This is a genomic window from Burkholderia lata, assembly GCF_000012945.1.
Lineage (GTDB): Bacteria > Pseudomonadota > Gammaproteobacteria > Burkholderiales > Burkholderiaceae > Burkholderia > Burkholderia lata.
Genome location: NC_007510.1, coordinates 795,264 through 812,402 on the forward strand (window position 1 = coordinate 795,264; position 17,139 = coordinate 812,402).

The window sequence follows — 17,139 nt, forward strand, 5'->3', positions numbered from 1 at the left end:
CCCGTTGCGTTACTTGTGCCGCGGGCTGAACGGCCGCTGCTGCACATCGGCGCCGTGCGCGACGATCGCCATGCTTTCCGGTACTTCCTCCCACGCACCCCGCAAGTCGACGAGCGGCTCGGACACGACCATGAACGCGTCGTCGCCGGCTTCGGCGATGCGCGGGTTGTGCGGATACAGCTCGTGCAGGTGCTTGAACGACGTGCTGTGGAACAGCGAACGTGACTGCCGTTCGCTCGAATAGCGCACCGCGATGATCCGTTCGCCGTCCGTCGCGCAGATCGTCATGTTGAGCGGGTCGGCCACGCGATGCCGCGCGGCGGTTTCCTCGACCACGCCGACCATCCGCTCGAGCGCCGGCAGCGGCGTCTGCTCGAGGCCGTAGGTCAGCGCGAGGCGAAACATCAATTCGGAGTCGGTCGAGCCTTCGAGCGTCGGGAACAGCGCGGGATCGACCTTCATCGTCAGGTCGCGGCGCAGCTTGTGAAAGTCGCGGATCAGCCCGTTGTGCGCGAACAGCCAGCGGCCGTGGCGGAACGGGTGGCAGTTGGTTTCCTGCACGGGGGTGTCGGTGGCCGCGCGGATATGCGCGATGAACATCCGCGAACGGATCGCGCGCGCGGCTTCGCGCAGGTTGCGGTCGTTCCACGCGGGATGCACGGAGCGGTAGCGGAACGGGAGTTCTTCGGGGCGCCCGTACCAGCCGATGCCGAAGCCGTCGCCGTTGGTGGTCGTCGCTCCCAGCTCCGAATGCAGGCTCTGGTCGATCAGCGAATGCTTCGCGCGGAACAGTACGGTTTCGAGATGAATCGGATTACCCGTATAAGCGAGCCAGCGGCACATGGAGCGCTCCTTCACGATGGATCGTTCAGCATGGTAGCCGACTTCGCGGCGCATCCGTGCCTGAGCGCACGCGGCCGGTCAATCGGGCAGGTACGCTGGCCAATCTTCATACATCGGTTGCCGGCCCGGATGCGCGACGCGCAACCGGGCGGCCATGCGGCCAATGCGGCCAATGCGGCCGGGCGCCGCCACCTGACGGCAGCGCCGCGGCCGTCAAGCTCACTCGCCGAGCGCGTCCATCACGCGTGCCGAATAGACAAGCGCCGCACCCGCGTTCAGTGCAATTGCCACGCCGAGCGCTTCCGCCACTTCCTCTTTGGTCGCGCCATGCTTGGCCGCTTCCGCGGTGTGCACGGCGATACAGCCGTCGCAGCGCGTCGTGACGGCGACCGCGAGCGCGATCAGTTCGCGCGTCTTCGCGTCGAGATGGCCCGTCTTGGCACCGGCGCCCGACAGCGCCTTGTAGCCGGCCAGCGTATCGGGCGACAGCTTGGCGATCTCGCCGATGCGCGTCGAGAGTTCCTTCCGGTATTCGTTCCAGTTCAGCATGATGCGTCCTTTCGAGTAGGGGTGAGGAAGGCGGCGGGCGCCGCGATCTCGGGCGATGCAGGGCTATTCTGATCGTTCGCGCTGAGGGTTTCGATACGCTAGAGTGTCAATTTTTAGCGCGATCGTCTCATGGATGCGTTGAGTCAACTCCTGTCGCTGGGCCGCAGCCATGTCGAACTCGACGTGCGCTGCCTGCTCGACGGGCCGTTCGCGATGCCGCACGACCCGCTGCCGTCCGGCGAGGCGGCGTTTCACCTGGTGCTGGCCGGAACCTGCCGGCTGCGTACCGCGGACGGGCGCACGCTGCAACTCGCCGAAGGCGATTTCGTGCTGCTGCCCGCAGGTGGCGCGCACGATCTGCTCGACGCAGGGGCCGGCCGGTCGCGGCCGGTTGCGGCGTTGCGCGAACAGGGCGCCGGCGGCGGCGCGGTGCTGCCGGTCAAGTCGAACCTCGATCCGGCCGAACCGGGTGGCGCGAGCGTGGACCTGCTGTGCGGACGGTTCGTCTATGCGCGCGGCGCGGGCGAACTGCTGATGCGCACGCTGCCGCATGTGCTGCATGTCGGGTTGCGCGAGGCGTCGGGGTTCGCGCCGCTGCAACTGCTGACGAGCGTGCTGCGCACCGAGGCATCGAACGGGCAGCCGGGCGCCGGCGCGATCGTGAACGCGCTCGGCCAGGCGCTGCTCGCGTACGCATTGCGGGCATACGGTCGCGGTGCACGCGTACCGTCCGGCTGGCTGGCGCTGGCGGCCGACGCGCGGCTCGGCCCGTCGGTCCAGGCCGTGCTGCAGGCGCCGGAAAAACCGTGGACGGTCGAGTCGCTCGGCGACGCCTCCGCGATGTCGCGCGCGACGTACGCGCGGCATTTCCGCGAGCGGGCCGGGATGAGCGTCGGCGCGTTCGTCGCGCAGATCCGGATGATGCACGCGTGCGCGCTGCTGCTGGACACGCAGCGCGGGCAGGCGGAGATCGGCCAGGCGGTCGGTTACCAGTCCGAGGCCGCCTTCGGCAAGGCGTTTCGCGCGGTGCTCGGCACGACGCCGGGGCGCTGGCGGCGGGCGCAGCGCGAATTGTAAGACTGCAAGCGCGGCGTCTTGCCGCGCACCAAAGCTGCTACCATGCGCGAAACGCAGTTCAACGAAAACGATTTCGAACAAGAAGAAAGAGAGGGCAAAGCAATGAACCAGACCACCATCCAGCAGCCGTCGTTCGCGTTCGTGGCCGCGTCGTGGGCCGCGCTGCTCGCCGGTTTCGCGGCATTCCTGATCGGTCTCTGGAACGCCGGCATGCAGCTCAACGAGAAGGGCTACTACTTCACCGTGCTGGTGTTCGGTCTCTATGCGGCAATCTCGCTGCAGAAAAGCGTCCGCGACCGCGCGGAAGGCATTCCCGTCACCGGCATCTACTACGGCCTCAGCTGGATCGCGCTGCTGCTGTCGATCGCGCTGCTGGTCGTCGGCCTCTTCAACGCGACACTGCAACTGAGCGAGAAGGGCTTCTACGCGATGTCGTTCGTGCTCGCGCTGTTCGGCGCGGTGGCCGTGCAGAAGAACACGCGCGACCTGCAGAACGCGAAGCCGCGCTATACCGACGCCGAATCGGCGCCGTCCGTCCAGGAGTGACGGCACGCGAAGCGGGCGCCATCCAGGCCGCCCGTTTTGCGACGACGGTCGCGGGCGACCCGCATTCGCCGATGCGCCGCGGGCGCTCCGCCCATTCGTTTCATCCATGCCGGTGTGCATGACGATGGAGATATTCCGGATGCCAGACTTCACAGAAACCACGCGGCACACCCGCGCGGCTGCCCGTGCCGTGGCGGCGCAGGCCGCGCTCGTGCTGGAGACGAACAACCTGCGCGGCGGCGCAGGGCTCGCGCAGGCCGTCGACAGCCTGAAGCGCCTCGTATCGGCGCTGTCGAAGCAGACCGTGCCGCCCGCGGCGCTCGCACAATGGATCATCACGCACGACGGGCTGCCGGCCGATGCGTGCGCGGAGATCGCTGCGCTGGCCGGCCGCCCGATCGACTTCGTCGAGATCGGCGCGAGCACCGGCTACTACGATGCGAAGAACGACGGGTTCGATCGCGTCGACGCGGCCCGCTGCGACATCGTCGTGTTCGGCGATGCCGATTGCCGGCCGACCGACGACTGGCTCGAGCACCTGCTCGCACCGTTCGCGCGCGAAGCCGGTGATGCGCCCGTCGCGGTGGCGGGGCGCACCAGCTATGCGCCGAACGTGCTCGGCATCGCGCTGACGTCGATCGATTTCATGTATTTCCCGAGCCCGCTGCGCGACGGCGCGACGCGCAACTTCTACGCGAACAACGTCGCGTTCCGGCGCGAGGTGTTCGCGCAATTCCGCTACGAGCCGCTCGACGGCGTCTATCGCGCGCATTGCCAGGTGATGGGGCTGCGGATGCAGGCAGCCGGCGTGGCCGTCGAGTTCGCACCGGCCGCCCACACCGAACATCGGCTGCCGGACACGCAACGCGAATCGCTGAAGCTGCGCTGGATGCGCGGCGAGGACAGCGTCGGCCTGACACCGTATCTCGTGAACGCGTACCTGCCGCGCGGCTGGCAGTGGCTCGGCCGCAGCGGCCCGCTCGGCCCGTTCTGCGTGATGGCGATGCGGCTCGGCTACAGCCTGCGCGCGCTGAATCGCCAGCAGTTGCCGCCGCTTGGCGCCGCCCGCTATCTCGCGGCCATCGGCGTCACGATCGCGGCGTCCGCCGTGGATACGCTCGGTGCACTCGCGCGCGGTTTCGGTCTCGCCGGGCGTGCATCGGCCCGGCGCGATCTCGAAGCGCTGTCCTATCACCGTCATTGAACCGGCGCCGCGCATCGTGCGCGGCCATGACACACCGACACCCTGCATCCATCCCGACAACGACCATGTCCTCTCTCGCCACCCGTGTTGCCTGCCTCGCCCTGTTTGCCGCCAGCGCCGGCGCCCATGCCGCGCCGGTCGATCATGCGGGGCGCGGGATCTACCACTTCGCATCGCAAAGCGGCTGCCCGTTCGCAAACGCGGCCTCCGCGGACTGCAATCGCGTCGCGCTCGATGCGCCGGACGTTCACGCGAGCATCGATACCGATGCGCACGCGATCGTCTTCTCGAGCGATGCGGCGCGCCGCACGAAGGACGTGCTCGGCGACGTGCTCCTGCAGGGCACGGGTGTCGACGGCGACGGCCGGCGCGTGCCGCTGAGCGTGCACGTGCTGCTGCGTCGCGACGGCGCGAAATGGGACCGCGACGTGTACGTCCACGCGCCCGTGCGCGGCACGTTCACCGAGGTCCGGATCGATCCGTATCGTGTGCGCGTGAAGGAGGGGGAAGGCGAGCGCGACGTGCTCACGCCGGACGAAACGCTGGCGCTGTTCGCGCATCCGTCGCTTGCCTCGCGGCTCGCGCGGCACCTCGTGAAAGTGAGCGCGACCGATCCGAAGCAGCCGTCCGCGGACGACATCACGATCGCGCTCGGCGTCGGCGGCCTGACGAAGTCGGTCGCGCGTGCGAGCTTTACGTCGAACGCGCCGCACGATGCCGACGTCGATCGCGCACTCGCATCCGGCACGTGGACGATTCGTTTCGATGCACTGAGCAATCACATTCCGGTGTGGGTCGCCCAGCGCGAGTTGTTCCTGTTCGGCCTCGACGGCAGCGCGCTCGTGAAGGACATGCGTGCGCGCGGCTTCAGGAAGAACGACCGGATCGAATTCGGCGCGCGTGACGGCAACGGATATCTGCGCGTCAACGGCCGCGAGGAAGCATTTGCGGGCGCGACCGCATCCGCGCACGCGTTCATGCAGGAAAGCTTCATCGGCCTGATCCTCGGATGGCGTCGCGATCCGGCCGCCGCTGCGGCGTCCGCGACGAAATCCGCGTCCGTCCGGGGTGTGCCGGCATGACCGCGGCTGGCGACCTGCCGGCGTCGCCGCATGCGGCGCACGATGCGCGCTTCGACTGTCTCGATGCGCCCGTGCCGCGCGGGGCGGCGCGGGTGCGCGCGTACCTCGTCGATCGCATCAAGCGCGCGGCGATCCGGCAGCTTCATCGCAGCACACATGGCGAGCGCTGGGTGCTGCGCATGTACCTGATCGGCGAGGAAGCGACCGAGTGCGCGTTGCACGAGGACTGGACCGGACAACCGCCGGACTGGCTTGCGCCGCGGATCGAGCAGCATCTCGCGGACGAGCGTCGTCACGCGGCCGCGTTTGCCGATGCGCTGCGCGAACGCGGCGTCGCGCCGTCGACTGTGCCGCATGAGCCCGACTGGCTGAGCCGGCGCAAGATCATGCGATGGCGCCGGCTCGCGCAGCGCCATGCGCCGCATTTCTCGCAAGGCGTGCTCGTGCCGGCCTATGCGACGGGCCTGTGCGCGGAACAGATGGCGATGCGCGTGCTTGCACGTCACTGCGAAACGATCGGCGATGCCCATCCGTTGTACCCGCTGCTCGCGCGCGTGCTTGCCGACGAGACGCGGCATGTGAGGCTCTGCTCGGACACACTGCGTCGTCTCGTTGCGCCGTCCGAGGCCGTGCATCTCGCTGCGTTGCTCGACGAGATCCGCGCGATCGAAGCCGGGTTCGGCGTGACGGGCGCGCTGGCGATGGTTGCGGCGGGCTGGTTCCAGTCGCTTCGTCCGCGCGCATGATGCCGCGCATCGTCTATCTCGCGACGGCCGACGCACGCGGCCACCTGATGCGCGCACAACTGCTCGTGCACGCGCTGCGTGCGGCGGGCGCACAGGTCGACGTGCTGACGACGTCCGATGCGGGGCAGGCGTTCCTGGCTGCGTTCGACATCGACGCAGCCGTGCTGTCCCGTCACTACGCGGTGCAGTTCGACGAACGGCAGAACATGCTGCGCGACGCGACCGATCGGAATGTCGCGCACTACGTGTTCAGGCCGACGCGCATGCTGCGCGACATCGTGCGACTGCGTGTGATCGTCCGCGATGCCGATCTCGTGATCAACGACTCGTTTCATCCGGCGCTGCTGTTCATGGGCGCGATGCCTGGCTGGCGGCGCCGCGTCGTTCATGTATATGGCGGAAGCCTGCGCCGCGCGTTGACCGCGAATTTCGATGCGCGGCTGCCGCGCGCACTGGCGCGTGCTTTTGCGCGGATCGTCGACTGGCAGATCGATTCGGCGCGGTGCTGCATCGAGCACGATTTTGCGTACGATGCCGCCGATGAAGTCCGGCGATCGTGCACGCATTACCGGCTGCCGACACCGGTGCCGATCGTCGCCGAGCGGCCGGCTTCGGAACCGGCTTCAGCAGCCGTCTATCTGAACCCGCACTTCCGTGATATCGCGCTCGCCGATGCGTTGTCGGCCGGCATGCGCGACGCAGGGCTCGCCACACACCGTGTGGGGGAGGGCTATGCCGGGCACGATGGCTGGGCCGGTGTCGACGCCGACTGGGTGACGCGCGCCGCCCATGCACCGCTGATCGTGTCGGCACCCGGCATGGCTGCGCTGTCGATCGCTCGCGTATATCGACGCCCGATCCTGCTCGTGCAGTCCGATCAGCCCGAGCAGGCGAGCAACGCCGAGCGCGCCGCGCGGCTGCAACTCGTGCATCGCGTCGTCACGTGGCGCGGCGATGCGGCCGCGTTCCGGCGGGAAGTCGGGCAGGCTGCAGCCGAACTGATGCGCCATCCTGGAACGCAGGCAGGAACGATCGCTGGCCGCGAGCAGGCGCGTGCGCGCGTCGACGCATGGACGTCGCGCCTCCTCGCGCTGCGTCCGCGTGCGCAGGCGGCCGATACGGATCCGCGATGCGAGGCGCCGGCACCACGATGAATTCGCTGTCGTTTCGTGACGATCGCCGGCCCGATATCCGGCAGATGCTGGCCGCGACGCTCGGCATGGCAGCCGGTCTCGCGATCTTCTTTCTGCTGGAGCGCAGTGTCACGCCGCGCTATGTGTTTGCCACGTCGATCGATGCGCGGATTCCGTTCATCGCGTGGTCGTGGTTCGTCTATGTCGGCTTCTTTCCGTTCGTGATCGCGCTTGCCGCGTATGCGCGACCGCCCGCGTTCGCCGCGTTCAAGGAGGCCGTGCTGATCGCGTTCGTGCTCGGTGTCGTGTGCTTCCTGCTGTTTCCGGAAGCCGTGCCGCGGCCCGACGTCGCGGATATCGGCAATGCGTTCGTGCGCCACCGTCTCGCGCGCATGTGGCAGCTCGATCTCGCGGCCAACGGTTTTCCAAGCCTGCATGTCGCGGTGACGTGTCTTGCCTGCCGGATGCTGGCGGACCGGCGACGGCTCGTGACAGTGGCGGTCGGCCTGCTGATCTGCACGTCGACGCTGACGCTCAAGCAGCATACGGTGGCCGATGTGCTGGGCGGCGTGGCGCTCGCGATGGTCAGTGCGCTGTGGGTCGAGCGGCGTGCGCTGCGCGGGAGGCTCGCGTGACGGATGCCCATGATCACCACGCAGGACCGAATGCGGAGCTTGCGCGGTTCGTGCCCGATCCCGCGTTGTTTCGCGTGAGCGCGTCGCGCGTTGGCGCGGCGCTGGCGGGCGACTGGCTGATGATTGCCGCCGCGTTCGCGGTTGCGATCGCGTTTCCGCATCCGCTCGTGTACGCGTTGGCCGCGATCGTGATCGCGCGCAGCCAGCTTGCGCTCGCGGTCATGATGCACGAAGGCGCGCACGGGCTGCTGGCGCGGAACCGGCGTGTCAACGACGCGCTGGGCCAACTGTTCGCGGCCGGCCCGCTGTGGCTGTCGCTGCGTACGTATCGGGCAGGCCATCTGAAGCACCATCGCGCACCGATGGAGGCGGACGATCCCGTCGCGCTGCTGTTCGGCGTGCATGACTATCCGGTGACGCGCGGGCGGCTGATCGGCCGCCTGCTCGCGTACGCATGCGGGATCGGCTACGTGACGAGTGTCGTGAAGCTCGCACGCGGCGAGTTAGCGCATGCGCTGCCGAAAGTCGGGAAATCGCGTGCGTATGCCGCGTGGGAAGTCGCGTCGATGCTGGCCGGCAACGGTGTGCTGTTCGGCGCGCTCGCATGGGCCGGACATCCGCTGCTGTACGTGACGTTGTGGATCGTGCCGTCCGTCACGCTGCTGCCGCTCGCCGGGCAGGTGCGCGCGATCTTCGAACATGCGGGGCTGCCGGCATGTGCCGACCAGAGCCGCAACGCGCGGACGATCGCCCGGCGTTCGTGGCAGACGTTCCTGTTCGGCCCGCACGCGATTCATTTTCATATCGAACATCACCTGTTCGCGCGGATGCCGTTCCATAACCTGCCGGTCGTGCATCGGCAGCTCGCGCAACGGCAGTTACTGCCTGACGGCAATCTGTACGCGGGATATGGTGGCGTGCTGCGCGACGTGAGCGTGCGCTGATGCGCGGGCGGGGCATTGCGTGCGCTGTCCGGTAGCGGAGTCGGGAGGGTGCGGCTGGGTGGGTTGCGGACATCACCGGGATGCCGCGCGCGACACGGATGCGACAGACGCAAAAAAGCCTCCGCTTGGGAGGCTTTAATTTGCACTATCAAAGATAGTTGGTAGGGTGGGAGGGACTCGAACCCTCGACTCTCTGATTAAAAGTCAGATACTCTAACCAACTGAGTTACCACCCCACGTTCTTGAAACCTGTTCTGTTGGCCCGTTGCTTCAACAACTTGGCAAGCGACCCAAAGAGCAAAAAATTATAGCGGCGGATTGCCAGGCTGTCAACAACCCGCCGCGATAATTATTTGATCGTCTCGAGCTTGCCCTGCGCGGTCTGCGCAGCGTTCGACCCGGCATACTGCGAAACGACCTGCTCGAACGTCTTTTTCGCGGCCGCCTTCTGGCCTTGCTCGAGCTGGTTCGTGCCGATTGCCACGAGGGCGTCGGCTGCGCGCGGATGCTGCGGGAACTTGCTGACGATCCCTTGCCACGTTGCAGTCGAACCGCGGTAGTCGCGCAGCGCGTATTGCGCGTTGCCATACCAGTACTGCGCGGTCGGCTGGTAGGGGCTCTGCGGATACTTCGCGATGAACGCGCGGAACGAAGCCGCCGCCGCCTTGAAGTTGCCGTTGCGGAACTGCTGCTGCGCCGCACTGAGCGCATCCGTTTCACCCGGCTGCACGGTGCCTTCGACACCATCGATCGTCGCCTGCTGCGGCTCGAACTTCTTGAGCCGCGTGTCGAGATCCTGGTAGTACTCCTTCTGCTGCCGCTCGAGCGTCGTCAGCCGGTTCGTCAGGTCCTCGTTCTCGCCGCGCAGCGTCGCGACCTGCTGGTTCAGCTGGTCGAGACGGCCGGATTGATCGAGGATCGTACGCTGGGCGGCCGACAACTGGCTCGCCAGGTTGTCGGTTTTGCTGCGCAGATCGAGCACGGCGCGGCGCGCTTCGTTGTCGTCGAACACGCCGGCGTGCGCCGGCGCGGCCGACCACGCCGCGCCGGCGACGCAGAATGCTGCGGCAACGCGCAGCAGGGATACACGGTGCGTCATACGGCGATTCTTCCGTTACTTACTGTTGGTAGACGAGGTCGGCGCGACGGTTCTGCGCCCACGATGCTTCGTCGTGACCCGCTGCCTGCGGCTTTTCCTTGCCGAGGCTCACGGCTTCCATTTGCGAATCGTTCACGCCGAGCAGTGCCATCGCACGACGGACGGCTTCCGCACGCTTCTGGCCCAGCGCGAGGTTGTACTCGCTCGTGCCGCGTTCGTCGGTGTTGCCCTGGATCAGCACGTGGCGCTGCGGGTGGCTCTTCAGGTACTGAGCGTGCTGCTGCATCAGCGGCTGGTACTCGTCCTTCACCGAATAGCTGTCGAAGTCGAAGTAGATGCTGCGCTTCGCGAGCGGGCTGTTCGGGTCGTTCAGCGGATCGACGTTCACTTGCGCGACGTTGTCGGCGCTCGGTTGCGTGCTGACTGCACCCGCGTTGTTTGCCTTGTCGTCGAGCTTCACGCCCGACTTGCACGCTGCGAGCGCGCTGATCATCATCACGGCCAGGGCCAGACGAGCTTTATTCGACATCATGTTTACTCTCCTTGTGGTCATTGCATGAAGGGCCCCCACGACGGCTCACGTACGGAGCCGCCCTGGACGGACAGGATTTGCGGCGGCGCGCTGCCGTCGGAGGGCACTGCTGCCAGAACATTGCGACCACCCGACTGGGTAGCGTACAGAAGGTACTGGCCGTTTGCCGCGAAGCTCGGCGATTCGTCGCGATTCGTATTCGTGATGGCGTTCGCCGCGCCAGACTGCAGATCCTGAACGTACAGCTTGAAGCCCCCGCCCGTGCGGGAGATGTAGGCAAGCAGCTTGCCGTCCGGGCTGATGCGCGGACTCGTGTTGTAGCTGCCGGTGAAAGTCACGCGCTGCGCAGCACCGGCGCTTTCGCCCTGTGCGGGCATCCGGTAGATCTGCGGCGCGCCGCCGCGATCGCTCGTGAAGTAGATCCAGTGGCCATCCGGCGAGTAGAACGGCTCGGTGTCGATCGAGCTGCTCTGCGTGAGGCGGCGCAGGCCGCCGCCCGTCGAGTTGACCGTATAGATTTGCGTATTGCCCGTCAGCGACAGCGCGACGGCCAGCGTGTTGCTGTCCGGCGACCACGCCGGTGCGCTGTTGTTGCCCTTCTGGTCGGAGACGATGTAGCGACGGCCGGTCGGCAGGTCGTGGATGTAGACGATCGGCTTCTTGCGCTCGAACGACACGTACGCGACCTTCGTGCCGCTCGGCGACCAGGACGGCGAGATGATCGGCTCGGTGCTCGACAGTGCGATACGCGCGTTCTGGCCGTCCGAATCCGAAATCTGCAGCTGGTAGCGGTTACCGGTCTTGATCACGTACGACAGGCGCGTGGCGAACACGCCGCGCACGCCGAGAAGCTTCTGGTAGATGTAGTCGGCGATCTTGTGGCCGGCCGTGCGCAGCGTGGTGTCGGTGGCCGTCAGCGACAGGCCGCCGAGGCTTTGCTGCTTCACGGTGTCGTACAGGATGAAGTTGACCTTGTACTGGCCGTTCGCCTCGCGGTTTACGCTGCCGGCGACGAACGCATTCGCGCCCTTGGCCTTCCATGCGCCGAGATCGACCGATGCGGACTCCGGCACGGGTGTGCTGCCTGCGTCGATGTTGGTGAATTTGCCACTGCGGGCGAGGTCGGCGCGCACGATCGACGTGACCTGCTGCGGCAGGTTCGCCTCGTTCGCGAAATTCGCGGTGGCGATGGGGAACTGGGTCGACCCGACACCGGTGATCAGCACGTTGACCTGGGCGTTAGCGGCGCTGCCCGCCGTAATCAGACACGAGGCCACGAGTGCCCTGAAACCTAGCTTTGTCATCAAACTCATGCTTGTTGCTTCCCGTATGGCTTGGATCGCTGCGCAACGGCAGAGACAGTAAAAATACCCGATTCGTTCCCGTCCGACAGCGACGCCCGGAGTGTAAGCGCATTTCCTTTCACTCCGCTGCCTTGAAGGTAATCGTAATGTCCGACGGGGTACGACCGTTAGAATCGGGCGGCAACGGGACCGATGCGTGGATTGCATTGACCACGGCTTGATCCCACCCCGAATTCCCGCTGGAGCGGGAAACCGATGCGCTCAATACGTCACCGGACGGCGTGCACCGAATCTTGACGACGGTGGTCAGGCCTGCTCGCTCGCCGCCCCAAACGATGTTCGGTTTGACGCGGCGGCGCACCTTGTCGGCATAGCCGGGCGTGGCGGCATTGCCGCCGGAGCCCGTGCCCGTGCCACTTTTCGCGAGGCCTTCGCCGCCGCCTTCACCGGCGCCGGACAGGCCCTGCATCTGTGCCAGGCGTGCGCTGCGCTCGCGGTCGAGCTTGGCGTTCGCTGCCGCATTGGCCTTCGCGCGCGCCGTGGCTTCGGCCTTCGCCTTGGCCTGGGCTTCCGCCTTTGCCTTCGCGGCCGCGTCGGCCTTCGCCTTCGCCGCCTGCTGCGCTTCGAGCTGCGCCTGTTTCTGCTGCTGAAGTTTCTGCTGTTCGAGCTTTTGCTGCTCGGCGAGCTGCTGTTGCTTGAGCTTGTCGGCCTGCTTCTGCTTGTCGCGTTCCGCGGCCTTCTGCGCGGCGAGTGCGGCTGCCTGCTGCGCCGCGAGCTGCGCGCGCCGGGCTTCGTCTTCCTGCTGGGCCTTCAGTTGCTGCGCGCGGCGCTGCTGCTCGAGCAGCGCTTCACGCGCGGCCGCTTCCTGCTGCCGCTTCTTCTGCTGCAGCGCGATGTCGGCCTGCTCGTCGCGCACCGGGGGAGGGGGCGGCGCGACCTTCACGGGCGGTGTGGGTGTGACGACGGGCCGCGGCGCGGGGACATCCGGCACCTCGGTCCACAGCTCGGCTTCGGCGCCGGCCGGCGTGCTGTTCTGCCACTGCACGCCGTGATAGAGAAACAGCGCGAGCAGCACGTGCATCAGCGCGGCGAGCGCGAATGCGCGCCAGGTGCCGCGCTCGCGGGGAGGCTGAGGCGGGTAGGCGGAGCTGCGCGTGGATTGCTGCCGGTTCATTGCGATTTGACGAGGAGGCCGACGCGCTTGACGCCGCGCGCCTTCAGATCGGACATCACGGTCATGACGGCATCGTACTGCACGGTCTTGTCGGCCGCGATCACGACCGGCTGGTCCGGATGGTCAGCCTGCCGGGCGACGATGAAGCTGTCGAGCTCGGCCTTCGTCATCGTGTCTTCCTGGGTCGCGCCCGAGTCGCCCTTGTACTTGACGCTCATCGTGCGGTCGGCCTTGATGTTGACGACGACGGGCGGCGTCTGCTCCTGCGGCGCGGCGTTGCCGACGGTCGGCAGGTTGATGATCGACGGGGCGACGAGCGGTGCGGTGACCATGAAGATCACGAGCAGCACCAGCATCACGTCGATGTACGGCACGACGTTGATGTCGGCCATTGCGCGGCGCGAGCGGCCGCCGCGCATGCTGGAACGGATGGGACTTCCTGCCATGGCGCGCTCCTTACTGGGCCTGACGCTGCAGGATGTTCGAGAACTCTTCGATGAAGGTCTCGAAACGGATCGCGAGGCGGTCGATGTCGTGCGCGTAGCGGTTGTACGCGACCACCGCCGGAATCGCGGCGAACAGGCCGATCGCGGTGGCGACGAGCGCCTCGGCGATGCCCGGTGCGACGTTCGCGAGCGTGGCTTGCTGCACGTTCGCGAGGCCGCGGAACGAGTTCATGATCCCCCAGACCGTGCCGAACAGACCGATGTACGGGCTGACCGAGCCGACCGATGCGAGGAACGCGAGGTTCGCTTCGAGCACGTCCATCTCACGCTGGAACGACGCGCGCATCGCGCGGCGTGCACCGTCGAGCACGAGGCCCGGATCGCTGATGCGCTTTTCCTTCGCCTTCAGGAACTCGCGCATGCCTGATTCGAAGATGCGTTCGAGCGCGCCGATCGTGTGGCGGTTGTTGGCTGCGCTCTGGTACAGCGCCTGCAGGTCGCCGCCCGACCAGAAATCCTTCTCGAAGCGTTCGGTCTGCACGCGTGCGCGGCGGATCGCAAACCACTTGCGGAAGATGAAGGTCCACGACATCAGCGACAGCAGCAACAGCAGCCCCATCACGGCCTGGGCCAGCACGCTCGCGTTGAGGACGAGGGAAATGATCGACAGGTCTTGAGAAGTGTTCATAGAGGTTTGAGTAACGTCCCTTCGGGGGCGCCCGGTATGCGTGTGGCGCGGCGCGCCGGCCATGCCTGACGCCGAACCTTGCTTAGTATCGAATCAGAAAGGCAAGTTCATAGGCTTTGTCTAAACGGGGCTCATGCGAGCTTCGTTGACAGTGCAGTCTGCCCGTCGTCGATGACGGGCCCGCGCTGCAGCGCGTCGAGCACGGCCGGCGGGATGGCCGCGGGCCGGATGCCGGTACGGGCGACGCAGCCGAGACGGATGTGTCCGGCCACGAGCAGCGTGTTTCCGCACCAGGCTTCCTGCGTGAATTCCACCGATGCGCGGCCGATGCGTCCGGGCCGGCTCGTGATCGCCAGTGTGTCGTCGAGTCGCGCCGGTGCGCGGTAGTCGAGCGACGTGCTGCGGACGACGAAGATCGCGTCGGTGTCGTCGGCGAGCTGACGCTGGTCGATGCCGCAAGCGCGCAGCCACTCGGTGCGGGCGCGTTCGAAGAACTTCAGGTAGTTGGCATAGAAGACGATGCCGCCTGCGTCGGTATCCTCGTAGTACACGCGCACCGGCCAGATGAAGCCGGAGGGCGCTTCCGGGGAGCGGGTAGGCTGGGTCATGGCGCGCATTCTACCGGAAGGCAGGAGCCTGATTCGTAACCGATTCGTAACGGAATGTAGTATGCCGTAGCACACTGCGGGCCGGCCCGGAAGGGGCCGGCCCGCGTGGCTTCAGCCGCGGTGGACGGTCGGGCCGCCCGGGGCTTGCGCGATCGGCATCAGCTCGATCGTGTTGACGTTCACATGCGCCGGACGCGTCGCGATCCAGTAGATCGTGTCGGCGATGTCCTCGGGCATCAGCGGCTGGACATTGTTGTAGACGTTCGCCGCTTTGGCGTCGTCGCCGCGATAGCGGATGTTCGAGAATTCGGTGCCGCCGCACAGGCCAGGCTCGATGTCGGTGACGCGCAGCGGCGTGCCGAGCAGGTCGGCGCGCAGGTTCAGGCTGAATTGTCTGACGAAAGCCTTGGTCGCGCCGTAGACGTTGCCGCCCGCATAAGGGTACGAACCCGCGACCGAGCCGATATTGAAGACGTGACCGCGGCCGCGATCGATCATGCCGGGCAGCAGCGCGTGCGTGACCGTGACGAGGCCCGTGCAGTTCGTGTCGATCATCGTGTGCCATTCGTCGAGGCTGGCCTTTTGGGCCGGCTCGACGCCGAGCGCGAGGCCGGCGTTGTTGACGAGCACGTCGAGCGCCGCGAATTCGGCGGGAAGGGCGGCCGGCACGGCCTCGACGGCCGCGCGATCGCGGACGTCGAGCTCGAGCGGCAGAAGGGAATCGCCGAGTTCGGCGGCGAGCGCATCGAGGCGATCCTTGCGGCGCGCGGTCGCGACGACGCGGTGGCCTCCCTTGACGAAGGCACGGGCGATGGCGGCGCCGAAGCCGGCGGACGCGCCTGTGACGAACACGATCATTGCTGCTCCTGGTCGATAACAAAATAGCGAGTGGTATCCCGCAAGCCTACTGAGATTGCCGCACCGCGGCAAGGCGGCAAAGCGTTCCCGCACGGGCGCGTAGAGTCTGGCCCCAATTGCTTCCAGCGCACCGCCGTGCGGTTGCCTATTCATGACGCATCCAATACACTAACGCGCTCATCACCCCCGCGTGACTGGCGATAGAACCCTTCGGGTTCAAGGTGGAGCATCCCACCGTGAAGCGCGGGGCGCCGTTTTTGCCGTTCGCCTGGGCAGCCGTTGTGCGCCGTCGCGTGCATCGCCGGTGGCTGTCCCGCCTCGCGTCATACGGATTCTTCCGCCACGTCGAGCTGGTCCCGCCAGCAGCGCACCGTACTCGGCCGCTCCGGTCAACCTGTACACACTTAACGGAAACCGTATGTTTGACAGAGCCCAAAGCACCATTGCGAACGTCGATCCCGAAATCTTTGCCGCGATCGAGCAGGAAAACCGCCGCCAGGAAGATCACATCGAGCTGATCGCGTCGGAAAACTACACGAGCCCGGCCGTGATGGCTGCGCAGGGTTCGCAACTCACGAACAAGTACGCGGAAGGGTATCCGGGCAAGCGCTACTACGGCGGCTGCGAATACGTGGACGTCGTTGAGCAGCTGGCGATCGACCGCGTGAAGCAGCTGTTCGGCGCGGAAGCGGCGAACGTGCAGCCGAACTCGGGTTCGCAGGCGAACCAGGGCGTGTTCTTCGCGATGCTCAAGCCGGGCGACACGATCATGGGCATGAGCCTCGCGCACGGCGGCCACCTGACGCACGGCTCGCCCGTGAACATGTCGGGCAAGTGGTTCAACGTGGTGAGCTACGGCCTGAACGAAAACGAAGACATCGACTACGAAGCGGCCGAGCAGCTCGCGCAGGAACACAAGCCGAAGCTGATCGTCGCGGGCGCGTCTGCGTTCTCGCTGAAGATCGATTTCGAGCGTCTGGCGAAGATCGCGAAGTCGGTCGGCGCGTACCTGATGGTCGACATGGCCCACTACGCAGGCCTGATCGCAGCGGGCGTGTACCCGAACCCGGTGCCGCACGCGGACTTCGTGACGACGACGACGCACAAGAGCCTGCGCGGCCCGCGCGGCGGCGTGATCCTGATGAAGGCCGAGTACGAGAAGCCGATCAACTCGGCGATCTTCCCGGGGATCCAGGGCGGCCCGCTGATGCACGTGATCGCGGGCAAGGCCGTGGCGTTCAAGGAAGCGCTGTCGCCGGAATTCAAGGCGTACCAGGAGAAGGTGGTCGAGAACGCCCGCGTGCTGGCTGAAACGCTGGTGAAGCGTGGCCTGCGGATCGTGTCGGGCCGTACGGAAAGCCACGTGATGCTGGTGGACCTGCGTGCGAAGCACATCACGGGCAAGGCGGCGGAAGCAGCGCTGGGCGCGGCGCACATCACGGTGAACAAGAACGCGATCCCGAACGATCCGGAAAAGCCGTTCGTGACGAGCGGTGTGCGCCTGGGTTCGCCGGCAATGACGACGCGCGGCTTCGGTCCGGCGGAAGCGGAACAGGTGGGTAACCTGATCGCGGACGTGCTGGACAACCCGGAAGATGCAGCGACGATCGAGCGCGTGCGCGCGCAGGTCGCCGAGCTGACCAAGCGTTTCCCGGTCTATCGCTGATCGAC

Annotated in this window: 19 protein-coding genes, 1 tRNA gene and 1 riboswitch; of the genes, 9 read left to right on the plus strand and 11 right to left on the minus strand. The window is 66.7% G+C overall.

Annotation, left to right across the window (positions count from 1 at the left end; genetic code table 11):
* Positions 1–9: 9 nt before the first annotated feature.
* A complete protein-coding gene (locus tag BCEP18194_RS09455; RefSeq protein WP_011351061.1) occupies positions 10–843 on the minus strand; it encodes a class II glutamine amidotransferase in 834 nt (277 codons plus the stop codon).
* Positions 844–1,062: 219 nt separating this feature from the next.
* The gene (locus tag BCEP18194_RS09460; protein WP_011351062.1) at positions 1,063–1,392 is read right to left on the minus strand and encodes a carboxymuconolactone decarboxylase family protein; all 330 of its coding nucleotides are present in this window, start codon (positions 1,390–1,392) and stop codon (positions 1,063–1,065) included.
* Positions 1,393–1,521: 129 nt separating this feature from the next.
* Here BCEP18194_RS09460 and BCEP18194_RS09465 point away from each other — a divergent pair, with 129 nt between their 5' ends.
* The 8 genes from BCEP18194_RS09465 (at position 1,522) to BCEP18194_RS09500 (ending at position 8,759) form a co-directional block, all read left to right on the plus strand.
* Entirely contained in the window at positions 1,522–2,469 is a 948-nt protein-coding gene (locus BCEP18194_RS09465) for a cupin domain-containing protein (protein WP_011351063.1), read from the plus strand.
* Positions 2,470–2,571: 102 nt separating this feature from the next.
* The gene (yiaA, locus tag BCEP18194_RS09470) at positions 2,572–3,015 is read left to right on the plus strand and encodes an inner membrane protein YiaA (RefSeq protein WP_011351064.1); all 444 of its coding nucleotides are present in this window, start codon (positions 2,572–2,574) and stop codon (positions 3,013–3,015) included.
* Between the two features lie 139 nt (positions 3,016–3,154).
* Complete coding sequence (locus tag BCEP18194_RS09475; RefSeq protein WP_011351065.1) at positions 3,155–4,219, plus strand: glycosyltransferase; 1,065 nt, start codon at positions 3,155–3,157, stop codon at positions 4,217–4,219.
* Between the two features lie 65 nt (positions 4,220–4,284).
* Entirely contained in the window at positions 4,285–5,301 is a 1,017-nt protein-coding gene (locus tag BCEP18194_RS09480) for a hypothetical protein (protein WP_041492748.1), read from the plus strand.
* Positions 5,298–6,047, plus strand: a complete 750-nt coding sequence (locus BCEP18194_RS09485; protein WP_011351067.1) for a hypothetical protein — start codon at positions 5,298–5,300, stop codon at positions 6,045–6,047. The genes BCEP18194_RS09480 and BCEP18194_RS09485 overlap by 4 nt, the downstream gene beginning before the upstream one ends.
* Positions 6,044–7,201 carry a hypothetical protein gene (locus BCEP18194_RS09490; protein WP_011351068.1) on the plus strand — a complete coding sequence of 386 codons (1,158 nt, stop codon included), beginning with the start codon at positions 6,044–6,046 and terminating at the stop codon, positions 7,199–7,201. The genes BCEP18194_RS09485 and BCEP18194_RS09490 overlap by 4 nt, the downstream gene beginning before the upstream one ends.
* Complete coding sequence (locus BCEP18194_RS09495) at positions 7,198–7,815, plus strand: phosphatase PAP2 family protein (protein WP_011351069.1); 618 nt, start codon at positions 7,198–7,200, stop codon at positions 7,813–7,815. Before BCEP18194_RS09490 ends, BCEP18194_RS09495 begins: the two co-directional genes overlap by 4 nt.
* Positions 7,812–8,759 (plus strand): fatty acid desaturase family protein, encoded by a 948-nt coding sequence (locus BCEP18194_RS09500; RefSeq protein WP_011351070.1) that lies wholly within the window; start codon positions 7,812–7,814, stop codon positions 8,757–8,759. The genes BCEP18194_RS09495 and BCEP18194_RS09500 overlap by 4 nt, the downstream gene beginning before the upstream one ends.
* A 159-nt stretch (positions 8,760–8,918) precedes the next feature.
* Here BCEP18194_RS09500 and BCEP18194_RS09505 read toward each other — a convergent pair.
* The 9 genes from BCEP18194_RS09505 to BCEP18194_RS09545 form a co-directional block, all read right to left on the minus strand.
* A tRNA-Lys gene (locus BCEP18194_RS09505) sits at positions 8,919–8,995 on the minus strand.
* A 113-nt stretch (positions 8,996–9,108) separates the two neighbouring features.
* Entirely contained in the window at positions 9,109–9,858 is a 750-nt protein-coding gene (gene ybgF, locus BCEP18194_RS09510) for a tol-pal system protein YbgF (protein WP_011351071.1), read from the minus strand.
* 19 nt (positions 9,859–9,877) lie between these two features.
* Positions 9,878–10,390, minus strand: a complete 513-nt coding sequence (pal, locus tag BCEP18194_RS09515; RefSeq protein ID WP_011351072.1) for a peptidoglycan-associated lipoprotein Pal — start codon at positions 10,388–10,390, stop codon at positions 9,878–9,880.
* A 17-nt stretch (positions 10,391–10,407) separates the two neighbouring features.
* The gene (gene tolB, locus BCEP18194_RS09520; protein WP_011351073.1) at positions 10,408–11,703 is read right to left on the minus strand and encodes a Tol-Pal system beta propeller repeat protein TolB; all 1,296 of its coding nucleotides are present in this window, start codon (positions 11,701–11,703) and stop codon (positions 10,408–10,410) included.
* A 109-nt stretch (positions 11,704–11,812) separates the two neighbouring features.
* Entirely contained in the window at positions 11,813–12,868 is a 1,056-nt protein-coding gene (gene tolA, locus BCEP18194_RS09525; RefSeq protein WP_011351074.1) for a cell envelope integrity protein TolA, read from the minus strand.
* The gene (gene tolR, locus BCEP18194_RS09530) at positions 12,865–13,314 is read right to left on the minus strand and encodes a protein TolR (RefSeq protein WP_011351075.1); all 450 of its coding nucleotides are present in this window, start codon (positions 13,312–13,314) and stop codon (positions 12,865–12,867) included. The genes tolA and tolR overlap by 4 nt, the downstream gene beginning before the upstream one ends.
* 10 nt (positions 13,315–13,324) lie before the next feature.
* Complete coding sequence (tolQ, locus tag BCEP18194_RS09535) at positions 13,325–14,002, minus strand: protein TolQ (protein WP_041492749.1); 678 nt, start codon at positions 14,000–14,002, stop codon at positions 13,325–13,327.
* A 131-nt stretch (positions 14,003–14,133) separates the two neighbouring features.
* On the minus strand, positions 14,134–14,619 hold the full coding sequence (gene ybgC / locus BCEP18194_RS09540) for a tol-pal system-associated acyl-CoA thioesterase (protein WP_011351077.1): 486 nt from the start codon (positions 14,617–14,619) through the stop codon (positions 14,134–14,136).
* Positions 14,620–14,721: 102 nt separating this feature from the next.
* Complete coding sequence (locus tag BCEP18194_RS09545; protein WP_011351078.1) at positions 14,722–15,468, minus strand: SDR family NAD(P)-dependent oxidoreductase; 747 nt, start codon at positions 15,466–15,468, stop codon at positions 14,722–14,724.
* A 180-nt stretch (positions 15,469–15,648) separates the two neighbouring features.
* Positions 15,649–15,749: riboswitch (ZMP/ZTP riboswitch) on the plus strand.
* A 137-nt stretch (positions 15,750–15,886) separates the two neighbouring features.
* On the opposite strand from BCEP18194_RS09545, the gene glyA reads away from it, so the two are divergent.
* Positions 15,887–17,134, plus strand: coding sequence for a serine hydroxymethyltransferase (glyA, locus tag BCEP18194_RS09550; RefSeq protein WP_011351079.1), 1,248 nt, complete (start codon positions 15,887–15,889; stop codon positions 17,132–17,134).
* The last annotated feature ends 5 nt before the right edge of the window (positions 17,135–17,139 follow it).

What these genes read in the sequence shown, in the direction of transcription:
- BCEP18194_RS09455 (WP_011351061.1), bottom strand. Translation starts at nt 843, where the DNA reads ATGTGCCGCTGGCTCGCTTATACGGGTAATCCGATTCATCTCGAAACC.
- BCEP18194_RS09460 (WP_011351062.1), bottom strand. Translation starts at nt 1,392, where the DNA reads ATGCTGAACTGGAACGAATACCGGAAGGAACTCTCGACGCGCATCGGC.
- BCEP18194_RS09465 (WP_011351063.1), top strand. Translation starts at nt 1,522, where the DNA reads ATGGATGCGTTGAGTCAACTCCTGTCGCTGGGCCGCAGCCATGTCGAA.
- yiaA (WP_011351064.1), top strand. Translation starts at nt 2,572, where the DNA reads ATGAACCAGACCACCATCCAGCAGCCGTCGTTCGCGTTCGTGGCCGCG.
- BCEP18194_RS09475 (WP_011351065.1), top strand. Translation starts at nt 3,155, where the DNA reads ATGCCAGACTTCACAGAAACCACGCGGCACACCCGCGCGGCTGCCCGT.
- BCEP18194_RS09480 (WP_041492748.1), top strand. Translation starts at nt 4,285, where the DNA reads ATGTCCTCTCTCGCCACCCGTGTTGCCTGCCTCGCCCTGTTTGCCGCC.
- BCEP18194_RS09485 (WP_011351067.1), top strand. Translation starts at nt 5,298, where the DNA reads ATGACCGCGGCTGGCGACCTGCCGGCGTCGCCGCATGCGGCGCACGAT.
- BCEP18194_RS09490 (WP_011351068.1), top strand. Translation starts at nt 6,044, where the DNA reads ATGATGCCGCGCATCGTCTATCTCGCGACGGCCGACGCACGCGGCCAC.
- BCEP18194_RS09495 (WP_011351069.1), top strand. Translation starts at nt 7,198, where the DNA reads ATGAATTCGCTGTCGTTTCGTGACGATCGCCGGCCCGATATCCGGCAG.
- ybgF (WP_011351071.1), bottom strand. Translation starts at nt 9,858, where the DNA reads ATGACGCACCGTGTATCCCTGCTGCGCGTTGCCGCAGCATTCTGCGTC.
- pal (WP_011351072.1), bottom strand. Translation starts at nt 10,390, where the DNA reads ATGATGTCGAATAAAGCTCGTCTGGCCCTGGCCGTGATGATGATCAGC.
- tolB (WP_011351073.1), bottom strand. Translation starts at nt 11,703, where the DNA reads ATGAGTTTGATGACAAAGCTAGGTTTCAGGGCACTCGTGGCCTCGTGT.
- tolA (WP_011351074.1), bottom strand. Translation starts at nt 12,868, where the DNA reads ATGAACCGGCAGCAATCCACGCGCAGCTCCGCCTACCCGCCTCAGCCT.
- tolR (WP_011351075.1), bottom strand. Translation starts at nt 13,314, where the DNA reads ATGGCAGGAAGTCCCATCCGTTCCAGCATGCGCGGCGGCCGCTCGCGC.
- tolQ (WP_041492749.1), bottom strand. Translation starts at nt 14,002, where the DNA reads ATGAACACTTCTCAAGACCTGTCGATCATTTCCCTCGTCCTCAACGCG.
- ybgC (WP_011351077.1), bottom strand. Translation starts at nt 14,619, where the DNA reads ATGCGCGCCATGACCCAGCCTACCCGCTCCCCGGAAGCGCCCTCCGGC.
- BCEP18194_RS09545 (WP_011351078.1), bottom strand. Translation starts at nt 15,468, where the DNA reads ATGATCGTGTTCGTCACAGGCGCGTCCGCCGGCTTCGGCGCCGCCATC.
- glyA (WP_011351079.1), top strand. Translation starts at nt 15,887, where the DNA reads ATGTTTGACAGAGCCCAAAGCACCATTGCGAACGTCGATCCCGAAATC.